Source organism: Larkinella punicea, from assembly GCF_003334855.1.
Taxonomy (GTDB): domain Bacteria; phylum Bacteroidota; class Bacteroidia; order Cytophagales; family Spirosomataceae; genus Larkinella; species Larkinella punicea.
On record NZ_QOWE01000010.1, the window covers coordinates 95,923 to 110,772 of the forward strand.

14 protein-coding genes and 1 tRNA gene are annotated in these 14,850 nt (G+C 52.0%); 12 read left to right on the top strand and 3 right to left on the bottom strand.

Going from position 1 to position 14,850, the window contains the following annotated elements:
- The first annotated feature begins 2 nt into the window (after positions 1-2).
- Positions 3-452 (top strand): GNAT family N-acetyltransferase, encoded by a 450-nt coding sequence (locus DUE52_RS13760; protein ID WP_114406591.1) that lies wholly within the window; start codon positions 3-5, stop codon positions 450-452.
- A complete protein-coding gene (locus DUE52_RS13765) occupies positions 398-2,545 on the top strand; it encodes a ComEC/Rec2 family competence protein (RefSeq protein WP_229312163.1) in 2,148 nt (715 codons plus the stop codon). Before DUE52_RS13760 ends, DUE52_RS13765 begins: the two co-directional genes overlap by 55 nt.
- 3 nt (positions 2,546-2,548) lie before the next feature.
- Here DUE52_RS13765 and DUE52_RS13770 read toward each other — a convergent pair whose 3' ends face one another.
- Both DUE52_RS13770 and DUE52_RS13775 read right to left on the bottom strand, forming a co-directional pair.
- Positions 2,549-3,814, bottom strand: a complete 1,266-nt coding sequence (locus DUE52_RS13770; RefSeq protein ID WP_114406593.1) for a T9SS type A sorting domain-containing protein — start codon at positions 3,812-3,814, stop codon at positions 2,549-2,551.
- 126 nt (positions 3,815-3,940) lie between these two features.
- Complete coding sequence (locus DUE52_RS13775; protein ID WP_114406594.1) at positions 3,941-4,717, bottom strand: 3-hydroxybutyrate dehydrogenase; 777 nt, start codon at positions 4,715-4,717, stop codon at positions 3,941-3,943.
- A 153-nt stretch (positions 4,718-4,870) separates the two neighbouring features.
- Between DUE52_RS13775 and DUE52_RS13780 the strand changes: the two genes are divergently transcribed.
- The 6 genes from DUE52_RS13780 (at position 4,871) to holA (ending at position 9,829) form a co-directional block, all read left to right on the top strand.
- On the top strand, positions 4,871-5,362 hold the full coding sequence (locus DUE52_RS13780; RefSeq protein ID WP_114406595.1) for a YajQ family cyclic di-GMP-binding protein: 492 nt from the start codon (positions 4,871-4,873) through the stop codon (positions 5,360-5,362).
- Between the two features lie 31 nt (positions 5,363-5,393).
- Positions 5,394-6,062 (top strand): TetR family transcriptional regulator C-terminal domain-containing protein, encoded by a 669-nt coding sequence (locus tag DUE52_RS13785; RefSeq protein WP_114406596.1) that lies wholly within the window; start codon positions 5,394-5,396, stop codon positions 6,060-6,062.
- 105 nt (positions 6,063-6,167) lie between these two features.
- The gene (locus tag DUE52_RS13790; RefSeq protein ID WP_114406597.1) at positions 6,168-7,511 is read left to right on the top strand and encodes an ABC1 kinase family protein; all 1,344 of its coding nucleotides are present in this window, start codon (positions 6,168-6,170) and stop codon (positions 7,509-7,511) included.
- 137 nt (positions 7,512-7,648) lie between these two features.
- Positions 7,649-8,149 (top strand): deoxycytidylate deaminase, encoded by a 501-nt coding sequence (locus DUE52_RS13795; protein WP_114406598.1) that lies wholly within the window; start codon positions 7,649-7,651, stop codon positions 8,147-8,149.
- Between the two features lie 12 nt (positions 8,150-8,161).
- Entirely contained in the window at positions 8,162-8,767 is a 606-nt protein-coding gene (locus tag DUE52_RS13800; protein WP_114406599.1) for an acyl carrier protein phosphodiesterase, read from the top strand.
- Between the two features lie 42 nt (positions 8,768-8,809).
- Complete coding sequence (gene holA, locus DUE52_RS13805; RefSeq protein WP_114406600.1) at positions 8,810-9,829, top strand: DNA polymerase III subunit delta; 1,020 nt, start codon at positions 8,810-8,812, stop codon at positions 9,827-9,829.
- A 151-nt stretch (positions 9,830-9,980) separates the two neighbouring features.
- On the opposite strand, the gene DUE52_RS13810 is transcribed toward holA, so the two are convergent.
- Positions 9,981-10,054 (bottom strand) — tRNA-Met (locus DUE52_RS13810).
- A 114-nt stretch (positions 10,055-10,168) separates the two neighbouring features.
- Here DUE52_RS13810 and DUE52_RS13815 point away from each other — a divergent pair.
- The 4 genes from DUE52_RS13815 (at position 10,169) to pnp (ending at position 14,793) form a co-directional block, all read left to right on the top strand.
- Complete coding sequence (locus tag DUE52_RS13815) at positions 10,169-10,564, top strand: START-like domain-containing protein (RefSeq protein ID WP_114406601.1); 396 nt, start codon at positions 10,169-10,171, stop codon at positions 10,562-10,564.
- Between the two features lie 6 nt (positions 10,565-10,570).
- Positions 10,571-12,088: an LptF/LptG family permease gene (locus tag DUE52_RS13820; RefSeq protein WP_114406602.1), complete on the top strand. Its 1,518-nt coding sequence runs from the start codon at positions 10,571-10,573 to the stop codon at positions 12,086-12,088.
- 89 nt (positions 12,089-12,177) lie between these two features.
- Positions 12,178-12,453, top strand: coding sequence for a 30S ribosomal protein S15 (rpsO, locus tag DUE52_RS13825; protein ID WP_114406728.1), 276 nt, complete (start codon positions 12,178-12,180; stop codon positions 12,451-12,453).
- A gap of 198 nt (positions 12,454-12,651) precedes the next feature.
- Positions 12,652-14,793, top strand: coding sequence for a polyribonucleotide nucleotidyltransferase (gene pnp / locus DUE52_RS13830; protein WP_114406603.1), 2,142 nt, complete (start codon positions 12,652-12,654; stop codon positions 14,791-14,793).
- Positions 14,794-14,850 lie beyond the last annotated feature (57 nt).

Genomic DNA, 14,850 nt, shown 5'->3' on the forward strand with positions numbered 1-14,850 from the left:
GTATGATTGAAGTGATTCAGGTTATCCGTCCGGCTGAAATGCAGCAAGTTTTTGCCATTCGAGAGGCTGTGTTCGTGAAAGAACAGCACGTTCGGGCGGAAGATGAGTATGATGAATTTGAAACCACCAGCCGCCATTTTCTGGCTTTCTGCGACGGAACACCCTGCGGAGCCGCCCGCTGGCGTACGACATCTAACGGTGTAAAGCTGGAGCGGTTTGCTGTTTTGGCCCCTTTTCGGGGCAAGGGCGTCGGTCAGGCGTTGGTTCGGACGGTGCTCGACGATGTGCTGAGTCAGCAGCCGGAACCCATCGAGTCGGTTTATCTGAACGCCCAGCTAACGGCCATGCCGCTGTATGCGAAGTTTGGGTTTAAAGCCGTTGGTCCGATGTTTGAAGAATGCGGTATTCAGCATTACAAAATGGTGCTGCCCGCTTCGTCCTTTCCGGCCTGATGCTGCGCTGGAACGCCTTCCCGTTTGTTCGCTACGTCGTGGCACTGATGAGCGGAATAACCGCCTATCTGTATTTTCCGGACTATTTCCGGCTTGTCACCGGCATACTCCTGATTGGCTTCCTGAGTTTGGGCATGCTGTTTTTCGTAAGAGACAAACCCCATGCCGTCCTCAAAGGCATCGCCGGCTGGCTGACTCTGGGAGCCATCGGCTGGCTGGTGACTTCGTTGCATACCCCGCTGAACGACCCTGCGAATCTGGTTCACCTCCGCCGACCCATTCGGGCGTATGAAGCCGTGGTGGGCTCACAGGCCGAAAACCGTGCCAAAACCTTTCGGTTGGAACTGGAGGTGCGGAAGGTGTTGACCGATCGCACCTGGCAACCGGCGAGCGGACGTCTCATCGTCTACATCGATAAAACCGTGGCCCAAAAACCGCGCTACGGCGATGTCTGGCTGGTTCGGGGTGAGCCCCGGACGATTGACCCGCCCCTGAATCCCGGCGAGTTTAACTACAAACGGCACCTGGCCCACCGGGGGATCTACCACCAGCAGTATTTACGACCGAATGATCGAGTCATTCTGGGCTATCGTCCTTTAAATCAGTTGACTGCACAAGCATACAAAATCAATGAATGGGCCGACAGCGTTTTTACCAGTCATCTGGGGAACGGCCAGGAATTTGCCATTGTAAAAGCGATGATTCTGGGCGTTCGCGACGGCATCGATCCCGAACTGCAGCAAGCCTATTCGGCGGCTGGAGCGGTGCATATCCTGTCGGTTTCGGGGCTACACGTGGGGGTTTTGTTTGCTGCGGTCAGCTTTGTGCTGGGTTTTGTGAAGCGCCGAAAGGGCGGAAAATACGTCTTTGCGGTGATCATGCTGGCATTGCTCTGGTTTTACGCGCTGATGACCGGTTTTTCCGCCCCGGTTTTGCGGTCGGCGTTTATGTTCAGTTTGCTGCTCATCGGCCAGACCCTGGGGCGCGCCAACAGTCCCCTCAATACGCTGGCAGCATCGGCATTCCTGATTTTACTGCTTGATCCGTACGCGATGACGACCGCCGGTTTTCAGTTGTCGTACCTGGCCGTTGGCGGCTTGACCCTCTGGTACGAAAGCCTCTACCAGAGCCTGACATTTCGATTCTGGCTGGCCGATAAGATCTGGAAAATAACGGCCATGTCGCTGGTGGCGCAAGTAATTACCTTTCCGCTGGGTGTGTATTATTTCCACCAGTTTCCCACCTACTTCTGGCTAGCCAATCCGCTGGTGATTCCGGTTTCGTCACTGGTTTTGATTCTGGCGATGGGGTTGCTGGTCGTGGGCTGGATTCCGTATCTGGGTTTGCTGGTTGGAAAAGCACTGTTTGCATCGATGTGGCTCCTGAATCAGTGCATCATCTGGACAGAGCGACTGCCGCATTCCATCCTGAAACCACTCATGGCCAGCGGTTTTGAACTGGGGCTGTTGTATGCGATTATTCTGTTCGGAGCGGCATTGCTGTTGTTCCGGAAAAAACGATTCGGCTGGTGGCTGGCCATCAGTGCGGTTTTGCTGACCGGGTCGGTTGGGATGACCACACTCCATCGAAAAAAACAGCGGTTGCTGCTGGTTCATTTCGTGCCGCACCAGTCGGCGATCAGTTTTGTAGAGGGCAACAAGGCGGTTTTGCTGAGCCGGGATTCGCTGTCGGATCAAAGCCGGGAAGTGACGTTTTACATCCGGAATACCTGGGACAGTCTGGGCGTCGACCGAATCACGTATGCGCAACCGGGTCAAACGAACCCTGGATTGCCGCTGTTTCAGAACCGGGCCATCACGCTGGTGAACTGGCAGGGAAAAAGTGTACTGATCATCAACCGGCTGCCTGCCCGGAAAGGGTGGCGATTGCCCGCCGTGATCGATTACGTCATCATCAGCCGGAACGCGCTGCAATCCTGGAGCCAACTGAAAGGCCGCGTAGCCGCCCGGCATTTGATTTTCGATGATTCCAACAAAACCCCGCTGACGGACCGGTTGCTGGCGGACGCCCGAAAACTCGGCATTCCGTGTCACTCGGTTCGTCAGCAGGGCGCGTATCTGGCGACCTTTTGAGGATTATTTCAACACTTTCCGGATAAAATACTGGTTGCCCAGCCGAATCGTCACCAGATAAAACCCTTTGGGCAATGACTGCACCTGAAGCGTCTGGCTGTGACTTTTCCCGGTTTTGTTCCCACGCTGGCTGAGCCATTGTTTCCCGCTCAGGTCGGCCACCTCGATGTAGATAATGCCGGTTTCGGCGGTTTCAAATTCAACGCTCAACTGATTGGCCACGGGATTCGGGAACACACGGACCGCGGTAGTTTGATCCCCCAGGATGACAGACAGGATTTTCGAATAGGCAACCGTTCCGTCCGCATCGACCTGTTTCAACCGGTAATAATAGGTCTCGGCCAACGCACCCAAATCGGTGTACCGGTACTCTTTCCGGCCATTTTGTGTGCCAAACGGGTCGATGACTTCGCCACTGATGGGTGAAAAATCGAGGGCATTATAAGATCGTTCAACGATGAAAAACCGGTGATTCAACTCGTTGGTCGTTTGCCACTCCAGACGAACCCCGGTTTCCAGCGGCTGGGCACGGAAGTAGGCATACGTAACGGGCATGGCGTTGGCACAACCCGTGCAGTTGGTCGTCACCGTGGCCGAACCCAGGTTGGAGGGCGTAAAGGTGCCGGGGAGACAGACCAGCACATCCGGGGAAGTGGTCAGGGGATTGTTCAGAAAGGTCTGCCCATCCTGGGGTTGAGCAATCGACAGACAGCCTTTGGTCGACTGGGCGGTGGTTTGATTGGAACTATTGTTCTGGAAATACTGGGTATGAATCTGGCCCATGTTGGCCATACAAATACTGCCACTGCCGTTGACCCGCGTCAGATTCGTTACATTGACCGTACCGCCATCGACCACCAGACTGCTGTTGATGTCCAGCGAGTTCATGTTCAGCACCCCGCCGTTTTCAACGATCACCCGGACGTTGTTAAAACTGGTATTTGAGGGATTGGAAAGCGTGCCCTGTACCCGGATATCCCCCGAATTGGAGTTGAGATTGGACAGGCTTCCGGAATTGTAAATCAAGATGCCACCGTTCAGGTTGGAATTGGTAAGCGAACCGCCACTCATGCAGACAACAGCCCCGCTAGGAATGGTCAGGTTCGAAATGGCGGTGGTGATGCAGTACGTGCCGCTGGCCAGTGTTTGATTACCGGTGGTTAAGGCTACACAGCCCGAGCAGGAGGGAACTGGGGGCGTACATTGTGCAAAGCCGGATTTTGGTAAAAATGTAACCACTAAAACGAAAAAGTAAATGATTTTTTTCACGGGAAAGTCTTGATTAATAGATCAATCCCAAAAGTAAATCAGCTTGCATAGACAAGCAAATAATAGTGACTTTTTCTTAAGTAATTCCTGCAAGATGCGCACCGGAGCACAGGCAACTCTGCCCCATCACTGTGCTGTCCAGCCGCCATCGATGGGCAGAGCCGCCCCGGTTAAGGTAGCCGCACTTTCGGACGCCAGAAACAGACAAAGTGCGGCAATGGATTCGGCGGGGATGAACTGTTTGAGAGCCTGTTTGGCCAGTAATATTTTTTCGACTACGTCTTGCTCTGAAAGCTGGTGGGTTCGGGCCTGATCGGCAATCTGTTTGTCTACGAGGGCGGTTTTGACGTAGCCGGGGCAGATGGCGTTGGCGGTAATGCCGCAGGGGGCACCTTCGAGGGCGATGGTTTTGGTAAAGCCAATTAAACCGTGTTTGGCCGCGACATAAGCACTTTTGTATTCAGACGCCACCAGACCGTGGGCCGAAGCGATGTTGATGATCCGGCCGAATTGCTGTTTTTTCATGAACGGCCACACGGCTTTCGTCAGGTGAAAGGCCGAAGTCAGGTTCACGCCCAGAATGGCATCCCAACGGTCTTCCGGAAATTCCTCGATCGGTGAGACGTACTGAATGCCGGCGTTGTTGACCAGCACGTCAATTCCTCCGAATTTTTCCCCGGCCCGGCTTACCATTGCCCGCAGGGCGGCCGGGTCCAGCATGTTCGCCGGATCAAAGTCCGCGTTAATGCTGAATTCTGCCGCCATCGTTTCGGCCAGTTGGGGGCCGTTGGCTTCCAACCCGTTCAGAATCAGATTGTAGCCCTGCTGGGCAAAGGCCGTGGCAATGGAAAGGCCAATGCCGCTGGTGCTTCCGGTAATCAGAACGGTTCTTTTTTGCATCATTTCAGGATGAATTAGCACCCAAAGCTACAACAGAGCGGGAATAGTTTGGTCACGGAAAGGCGGTTTTCCGGGCTGAATGTGTGCTTCGACCCGGAAAACCGCTTACTTTTGTGAAACCGTTTGTTTACAAATTCATTACCAACCCGATCCAGTATGGCCTCCTTCGATATTGTCAGTAAAGTTGATTTGCAAACATTAGACAACGCTATTAATGTGGCAATCAAAGAGATAGCGAACCGGTATGACTTGCGGAACAGCAAAACCAGCGTAGAACTCAATAAAAAAGACCTGACGGTGAAGATCGATACCGACAACGACATGAGCCTGAAATCGGTGGAGGATATTCTGCTGACCCGGGTGATCAAACAGGGCGTCGATGGGCGGAGTCTGGACTTCACCGCCGAGCCCCACCAGTCGGGAAACCGCCTGCGGCACGAGCTGAAAGTCCGGCAGGGGCTCGACAAAGACCAGCAGCGCAAAATTCTGAAACTGATCAAGGAAAGCTTTCCGAAACTGACCGCCCAGGCCATGGATGATCAGGTGCGGGTGACGAGCAAAAAAATCGACGATCTGCAGGCTGTCATCGGGATGTTGCGCCGGGCAGAACTGGAAATATCTTTGCAATTTGTGAACATGAAAAGCTAAACTTTTTTGCTGAACACTGCGTTCGTCAGGTATGGAAAAACTGGAAAAAATCCGTAAAGCCTATACCGACTATGTGCTTGAAAACGGAACCCCACCACCGAGTGTTTTTCAATTTGCGAAGAAGCTGAAAATTTCAGAAGCGGACTTCTATCAGGAGTATACCTCTTTTGAATCCATTGAAGCGGATGTCTGGCTGTCCTTTTTCAAACAGGCCCAGCAAACCGTTGAGTCTGATCCGATTTACCAGACGTATTCGGTCCGCGAAAAGCTCCTCGCGTTCTATTATACCTGGGTGGAGGTGTTGAAAGCCCAGCGCAGTTTTGTGGTGTTTAGCTACAACCAACTACGCCCGTCTACCGCCAATCTGTCGCCCATGGCGAAAGCCCGGATGGGAAAACCGTCGCCCCGGGTCCTGCAACTCTTCAAAGAAGCCTACTACGACTACGCTCGGGATTTGCTGGCCGAAGGCCGGGAAAGCAAGGAGGTCGAACCCCGGCCGTTCCTGTCCGACCGCTACGCCGACGGCTTGTGGACGCAAACCCTGTTCATCCTGCATTTCTGGGTCAACGACGTCAGCAAGAATTTTGAAAAAACCGATACCGCCATCGAAAAATCGGTCAACACCGCCTTCGATCTGATCGGCCGCTCCCCGCTGGATTCGTTGTTCGACCTGGCGAAGTTCATCTATCAAAATAAATGATGGGTTGTCAACGATGAATTATGAATGATGAACGATGGATGTGCTCATCATTCATCCATCGTTCATCATTCATAATTCATCGTTCAATTTCTGTCATTTCCAGCCATGAAAACGCAAAACCATATCCCCACCACCAAAGTTGCCCGGGCCAGCCAGTTTGTGAAGGCAGGGGTGAAAGTCGGCGGGAATTATTTGAAGCATTACGGGAAAAAGTTACTCGATCCCAGCCTGACGAAAGAAGAACTGCATCAGGACAATGCGACCGATATTTACAATGCCCTGAGCGAACTGAAAGGCAGCGCGCTGAAAATGGCGCAGATGCTGAGCATGGACCGCAACATCCTGCCGCGGGCGTACGTCGACCAGTTTGCCATGTCGCAGTATTCGGCCCCGCCCTTGTCGGGGCCGCTGGTGGTCAAGATGTTCCGGACCTATTTTGGAAAATCCCCCCAGCAGATTTACGATCGGTTCGAGATGGAAGCGGTCAACGCGGCCTCCATCGGGCAGGTGCATCTGGCCTGGAAAGACGACCGGAAACTAGCGGTGAAGGTGCAGTATCCAGGTGTCGCCGACAGTGTCAGTTCGGATTTGCGAATTGCCAAACCGCTGGCTATTCGGCTGCTGAACCTGAACGAAAAGGACATCAACCGGTATATGGGGGAGGTGGAGTCCAAATTGCTGGAAGAAACCGACTACGAACTCGAACTGAAACGATCGATGTACATTTCGGAGCAGTGTGCGTCGATTCCGAACCTCGTTTTCCCGAAATATTACCCCGATCTGTCGAGCAAACGCATTCTGACGATGGACTGGCTGGACGGTTTTCACATGAAGGATTTTCTGAAAACCAATCCGTCGCAGGAAATCCGGGACCGCATCGGGCAGGCTTTGTGGGATTTTTACAATTTCCAGATTCACGACCTCAAGCAGGTTCACGCCGATCCGCACCCCGGTAACTTCCTGATGCGGGCCAACGGCACGATGGGCGTCATCGACTTCGGCTGTGTGAAAGTGATCTCCGAATTCTTTTACGACAATTATTTTCGGCTGATCAATTTCGACATGCTCGACGATGAGGAAGCCACCCTGGAAACGTTCCGCAATCTGGAGTTTATCGTTCCCGAAGATTCGCCGAAAGAGCAGGCCTTTTTTGTCGATCTGTTCAAGAAAATGATCGTTTTGCTCGGAAAACCGTTCGAGAAACAGACCTTCGATTTTGGGGATAATTCCTATTTCGACACGGTGTATGCGTTTGCTGAAGAACTGGCCCAGGTGGAAGAACTGAAAAACTCGAAAGTCGCCCGTGGCTCGCAGCACGGTTTGTACATCAATCGGACGTATTTTGGTTTGTATTCGATGCTCAACGAACTGAAAGCCAAGGTGATTACGCACAAGCCGGATTGGCTGGTTTCCAAAAAACTGCGACTGGAAATGGAAACTGCGGCTTGACAAGCGGGTAAATAGTTTTAAGTTTATGGTTGGATAGGGACACGGATTGAACGGATTCAGCGGATTTTCACGGATAAAATCTGTTTAATCCGTTCAATCCGTGTTCCCATCAATCTATCTACTATAAACTAAGTTTGATGAGCAAGCCCCGGTTTGACGATATTTTCATGGAACTGGCCGTCAATCTTTCGAAGCGGTCGCACTGCATCAAGGCGCAGGTGGGTGCGGTGTTGACGAAAGAAACCCGGATTATTTCCATTGGCTACAACGGGCCACCGTCGGGAACGCACAATTGCGACGAAGAATTTCCGGAAGTCGGCTGTCCGCGCGACTCCAAAGGAAGTTGTTCACTGGCGCTTCATGCCGAGCAAAATGCGATTCTGTACGCAGCCAAAAACGGTGCGGTGATTGAAGGGGCAACCATCTACGTCACGCTGTCGCCCTGCATCGCCTGTGCGCGGATTATCTTCAGTATGAAAATTGCCAAGGTGGTTTTTCTGCATTCCTACGCGCAGTACAAAGGCATTCCGACGGACGAGGGTGTCGAGTTTTTGCGTAAATTCGGGGTAGAAACCGTCCAATACCAGCCCACGGCGGGGTTTGAAACTGTGCTTGCGCAGGGCGACCCGCATCTGTAGGCGGTCTGATCGATGAATATATTAGCACATGCGTACCTATCGGGCGATGATGAAGGGCTGTTGATCGGCAATTTTATCGCGGATTTCATCAAAGGAAATCCCGGTCATCCCCGGCATGGGTTATCGACGGCAGTGCAGCGCGGCATCTGGCTCCACCGCCAGATCGATCAGTTTACGGATCATCATCCCCTGGTGGAGGAAATGCGAATATTGGTTCGGCCCCGTTGCCATAAATACGCCGGAGCGGCCATTGATGTGTTCCTGGATCATTTTCTGGCAGTTCACTTTACGGAAATTTCCGGACGGTCGTTGACTGAATTTGTGCCGGCCTTCTACCAGTTTCTGAAAAACCACCGGACTCAATTGCCCGATGCCGCCTGGCGCATGGCCGGTTACATGATTCAACACGACTGGCTGACGAATTACCAGTTTCTGGAAGGCATCGACCGGAGCCTGAAAGGAATGTCCCGGCGCACGGCATTTCCGTCGAATCTGGACACCGCCATCGAAGATTTGAATGATAATTACGCTAGTTTTGAGAAGTATTTCCGCCGGTTTTTTCCTGAATTAGAACAGCATGTGCGTGATTTTCAGGCGATGAACCCGCCGGTTGTGTAATCGTTTCTTTTTTTTGTTTTATTACGTATATAGAGTACCGTTATGACCCCGGCTATTGACCAGATTCTGAAAGATGTTCGGAAGAAAAACTTTGCACCCCTGTATTTGTTGCACGGTGACGAAACGTATTTCGTGGATCTGATTGCGGATGAAATCGAAAAAGTGGCGGTTCCTGAGCACGAAAAGGGTTTTAATCAATTTACGGTTTTTGGCAAGGACACCCAGGTGGGGGCGGTAATCAACCTGGCCCGGCGCTATCCGTTCATGGCCGACCGGCAGTTGGTGCTGGTGAAGGAAGCCCAGCAGATGGGCGGTTTGAATGAAAAAGCCAGCCAGTCGTTGCTGGAAGATTACGCCAAATCACCGCTGCCTTCCACGATTCTGGTGTTGTGCCATACCGGCCCCTACGACGAACGCAAGGCCCTCGCCAAAGCCATCGGCCAGAAAGGCGTATTGCTGAATTCCAAAAAACTGTATGATAACAAAGTGCCGGACTGGATTGGGGACTATTGCCGCCAGCAGAACGTAAAAATCAGCTTGAAAGCCATCCAGATGCTGTTCGACTACATTGGCAACGACCTGAAACGGCTGGCCAGTGAGATCGACAAAATCATGATCAACCTGAAAGTCGGCGAGGAAATCAGCGCCGACACCGTGGAGCGGCTCGTCGGCATCAGCAAGGAATACAATGTGTTTGAACTGCAAAAAGCCCTCACGTTGCGGGATGTGCTGAAAGCCAACCGGATTGCCGATTATTTCGGTCGGAATCCGAAAGACAATCCGTTGCCGCCGATGCTGATCATTCTGTACCAGTTTTTTACAAAAGTGTTGATGGTACAGGCGTCCCGCGACCAATCCGAAAAAACCTTATCGACCTTGCTGGGTGTTCACACCTTTTTTGTGAAGGACTATCTGCAAACCGCCCGGGCCTATCCGTTGTGGAAAGTGGCCGGGATCATCCATTCCATCCGGCAGGCCGATGCGTTGTCGAAAGGCATCGAGGCACCGTCGCTGAACGAAGGCGCTATTTTGAAGCAACTGGTGTACGAGATTCTGCACTAACCTTCCGCCCCCCCGGTGTTTCGCCCCCCACCCCCTAAAGGGGGGCTTAAAAAAAACGGATCTAGAAGCCCCCTTTAGGGGGTGGGGGGCAAAAACCGCTGACCCAGTCAAAAACGCAAAAAACCGCCTGAAGGGGCGGTTTTGCTTTTCGTAGCGGGGACGAGAGTTGAACTCGTGACCTCAGGGTTATGAATCCTGTGCTCTAACCAACTGAGCTACCCCGCCAGATTTTTCGTGCCACAAAAGTAAGAAAAAAAAACATCTACTCCAACAAACCTTTTTGAGTCTCGTGTTAAAATTCTGCTAACTTTGCCACATTACCTATTAAAAATCACTGATATGGAAAACTATAAATTTATTGCGGAATACGAGCTGCGGGCATCTCCAAAGGTCCTTTTTCCCTATATCAGCACGGCTTCGGGCCTCTCTCAATGGTTTGCATCGAAAGTAAACGTCCGGCCGGATCATCAGTTTGATTTTTACTGGGACAACGAGAGTCACCCCGCCAAACAGGTTTCCATGCGTCAGAATAAAAGCGTTCGGTTCGAGTTTTTGAATGGCAATGACACCCCAACCGGCGAACATACCTACATCGACTTCCGGGTGGATGTCAGCGAACTGACCCAGTCGACGTTTCTACGCATCACCGACTACTCTTCCAATACCGATCCCGACGAACTTAAATCCCTTTGGAACAGTTTAATCGATAAGTTAAAAGAAATCGTGGGAAGTTGATTGCCAATGAAAAAAATTGACAAGCTCATACTGAAGTCGTTTTGGGGGCCGTTCGTATTGACGCTTTGTGTAGTCGTGTTTATCTTTCTGATGCGTCTGATGATGTTTTACATCGACCAGTTTGTATCGAAAGACGTGGAGTTGCAGGTCTTTGCTAAGATCCTCTTCTATTTCAGCCTCATTACCATTCCCATTGCCCTGCCGCTGGCGGTGCTGCTGTCATCCCTGATGACCTACGGGAACCTCGGTGAATTCTTTGAACTGACGGCCTTGAAAAGCGCCGGTATTTCCCTGACCCGGGCCATGCGCCCCCTGCTGATCGTCGCCACCGGCATTGCTATTTTCTCCTTCTGGTTCAACAACAAAGTCGCCCCCTGGGCCAACCTTAAGGGCTACAGTCTGTTGTGGGACATTAAATCGTCGAAGGCCACGCTGAGCATCAAAGAAGGGATTTTTTACAACGATCTGCCCGGTTACAGCATCAAAGCGGATAAGAAGGATGGCGAAACCCTGCGCGGGATGGTGATTTACAAGCATCAGGAAAACGGTATGGAAACCGGAAACCGCGAAATTATTCTGGCGGATTCGGGACGCATGTTTACCACGCCCGACAAACAATACCTGATTTTTGAGTTGTATAACGGCAACGATTACACCGAATATACCGATAACACCAGCGGTGTAACGTATGCCAGCAACGGTTCGCCCAACCAACTGGCCAAGTTTTTGCGGAATGGGTTTCAGCACTACAAGCTCCGGATCAGCCTGGATTCATACGGGTTGAAACGGACGGACGAACAGCAGTTCGAATACCACGAGTACATGAAAAATCTGACGGAGCTGGCCACGCTGACCGATTCGCTGAAGAAAGAACTGAAAGCCAGCCTGGCCGGAACGGCGACAACTTCCCGGCAATACTATAGTTACCAGTTCAAGCAGCCGCAACCCGTGATCGTCACCAATCCCAACACGCCGGTGCCGCCCGTGGTGAAGGCCGGCAAGTGGATCGATTCGCTGCTGGCGCGGCCTGTGGAGGCCCGAATCAAGGGCGAAACCAACGAAATGGCCTTGTCGCAGGCCCGCAACATGCTTTCCTACGCCGAATCGAACCAGACCTATCTGAAAGAGAAAGGCAAAACCGTCAACCGGTATGAACTCGAGAGCCACCATAAGTTTACTCAGGCCATTTCGTGTTTCATCATGTTTCTGATCGGGGCGCCCCTGGGGGCGATTATCAAAAAAGGCGGTTTTGGTATTCCGGTGCTGGTGTCGATTATCTTCTTCATTCTGCTGTACGTTCTGACCCTGACGGGCGATAAATACGCCAAAGATGGGTTGATCTGGGTACCGGCCGGGGCCTGGATGGCGAACGCGATTTTGCTGCCGGTCGGGCTTTATCTCATGAAACAGGCCCGCAACGATTCCCGGCTGTTTGACAAGGATGTCTACGTCATCGCCTTCGAGCGGCTGAAAAAGCGGTATATCAACTGGCGCACGAGCCGCCGGGAAACCCGGGTCGCCTGAAATATTCTGCACCGGTTTTTCAGCAGATAAGAAATAAAATCGTACTTTTGCGTTTCATTCATTTTTTCATTACTATTAGCTATCTGACGATGTATTTAAATACCGAGAAAAAGCAAGAAATCTTTGCTGCTCAGGGGTTCAACAGAACTGCGGAAGACTCTGGGTCGGCTGAATCTCAGATTGCACTGTTCACATTCCGGATTAACCACCTGACAGAGCATCTGAAAAAGCACAAACACGATTATGGCACCCGGCTTGGCCTGCTGAAACTGGTAGGAAAGCGCCGTCGGTTGCTGGATTATCTGATTAAAAAAGATATTAGTCGTTACCGGGCCATCATTGTCGAATTAGGTCTCCGGAAGTAATTCCTTCTTTGCATCAGGGAACCCCTCAAACCGGTTCCCTGATTTCATGTTTTACGTTTCGTATTTACGCTGTTTTTTAGATTTTTTTACGTTCGGATGGTCCGACGAAGCGGTCTGCGAGTAAGTTTAGTATAGTTGCGGTCTTTCAGTAGAAACAATCGGTTTATAAAGCGGCAGTCGTGTATTATTCTCTAAAGTATGTCACAAATCATCACGCAATCCATTAACCTTCCAGACGGACGTACCATCACCATCGAAACGGGCAAACTGGCCCGTCAGGCCGATGGTGCCGTAGTCGTTCGGTTGGGCGATACCATGTTGCTGGCAACAGTGGTCTCGAATAAAGAAGGAAAAGAAGGCGCAGATTTTCTGCCCCTTTCCGTCGATTATCAGGAAAAATTCGCGGCTTCCGGTCGCATTCCGGGGAGCTTTCAGCGCCGGGAAGGCCGGTTGGGCGATCACGAAGTATTGATCAGCCGCCTGGTTGACCGCGCCCTGCGCCCCATCTTCCCCGAAGATTATCATGCCGACACCCAGGTCATGATCACGTTGATTTCGGCGGATGCCGAAGTTCTGCCGGATGCCCTGGCGGCTTTGGCGGCATCGTCCGCCCTGGCGGTTTCGGACATCCCCTTCAACGGGCCGATTTCCGAAGTACGGGTTGCTAAAATCGACGGCGCTTATCAGATTAACCCCAAAACCTCCGATCTGGAACGGGCAACGCTCGACCTGATCGTGGCCGCTACGGCGAAAGACGTTTGTATGGTCGAAGGCCAGATGAACGAGTGTTCGGAAGAAGAAGTGGTCGAGGCCATTAAAGCCGCTCACGAAGTCATCAAATTGCAGTGTGCCGCTCAGAAAGAACTGGAAGCCGCCGTTGGCAAGCAGGAGAAGCGGGTCTACAGCCACGAAACGCACGACGAAGAACTCCGTCAGTTGGTTCACCAGCAGTGTTACGACAAAGTTTACGCGGTGGCCCTGCAGGCGAATAAAAATAAGAAAGTTCGCAGCGAATCGTTCAAAGCGGTTTTCGACGAATTCAAGAATATTCTTTTCCCGGATGGCGACGTCGATGGCTTTAAATTGTCATTGGCGAAAACCTATTTTCACGATGTCCAGTGGGAAGCCTCCCGCCGATTGGTGCTCGATGAGCGCTATCGCCTGGACGGCCGGAAGCTGGACGAAATCCGTCAGATCACGACCGAAGTCGATTACCTGCCTTCGGCCCACGGCTCGGCGGTGTTCACCCGCGGTGAAACCCAGTCGCTGACCACGGTGACGCTCGGTACGAAAATGGATGAGCAGATTGTCGATCAGGCGATGCTGCAAGGCTATTCCAAATTCCTGTTGCATTACAACTTCCCGGGCTTTTCGACGGGTGAAGTGAAACCGAACCGGGGCGCAGGTCGCCGGGAAATCGGTCACGGAAACCTGGCGCACCGCGCGTTGAAGAAAGTGTTGCCACCGGAAGCCGACAATCCGTATACAATCCGGATCGTTTCCGACATTCTGGAATCGAACGGTTCGTCATCGATGGCCACGGTTTGCGCCGGAACGCTGGCGCTGATGGATGCCGGGGTGAAAATCAAAGCACCGGTGGCCGGGATTGCAATGGGATTGATCACGGACAATGCCGGTAAATACGCCGTTCTGTCCGACATCCTGGGCGACGAAGACCACTTGGGCGACATGGACTTCAAGGTAACGGGTACCGAAGCCGGTATTACCGCCTGTCAGATGGATATTAAAGTCGACGGTTTGTCATACGAGGTGCTGACCGAGGCTCTGCACCAGGCCAAAGCCGGTCGTCTGCACATTCTGGGCGAAATGAACAAGTCCCTGACGGCTCCCCGTCCGGAACTGAAACCCCACGCCCCGCGCGCGATTACCATCAAGATCGACCGCGAGTTTATTGGTGCCGTAATCGGACCAGGCGGTAAAGTGGTACAGGAAATTCAGAAAGAATCCGGTACGACAATTGTCATCGAAGAAAAAGACAATGCCGGTTATGTTAACATCTTCTCGACCAACCAGGTCGGAATGGACAAAGCGGTTTCCCGGATTCGGGGCATCGTCACCGTTCCGGAAGTGGGCGAGATTTACGATGGAAAAGTAAAAACCATCATGCCGTTCGGCGCGTTCGTCGAGTTCCTGCCGGGTAAAGATGGATTATTGCACATTTCCGAGATCAAGTGGGATCGTCTGGAAACCATGGATGGCGTACTCGAAGTGGGTGAAGAGGTCCGGGTGAAGTTGATTGAAGTCGACAAAAAAACCGGAAAATACCGTCTCTCGCGGAAAATACTACTGCCCAGGCCCGTGAACAAAAATCCAGCCTGATTTGTTACATTTTAGTGTACAGAATCAGTTTATGATTTCGTTACCAATTGGACTTGC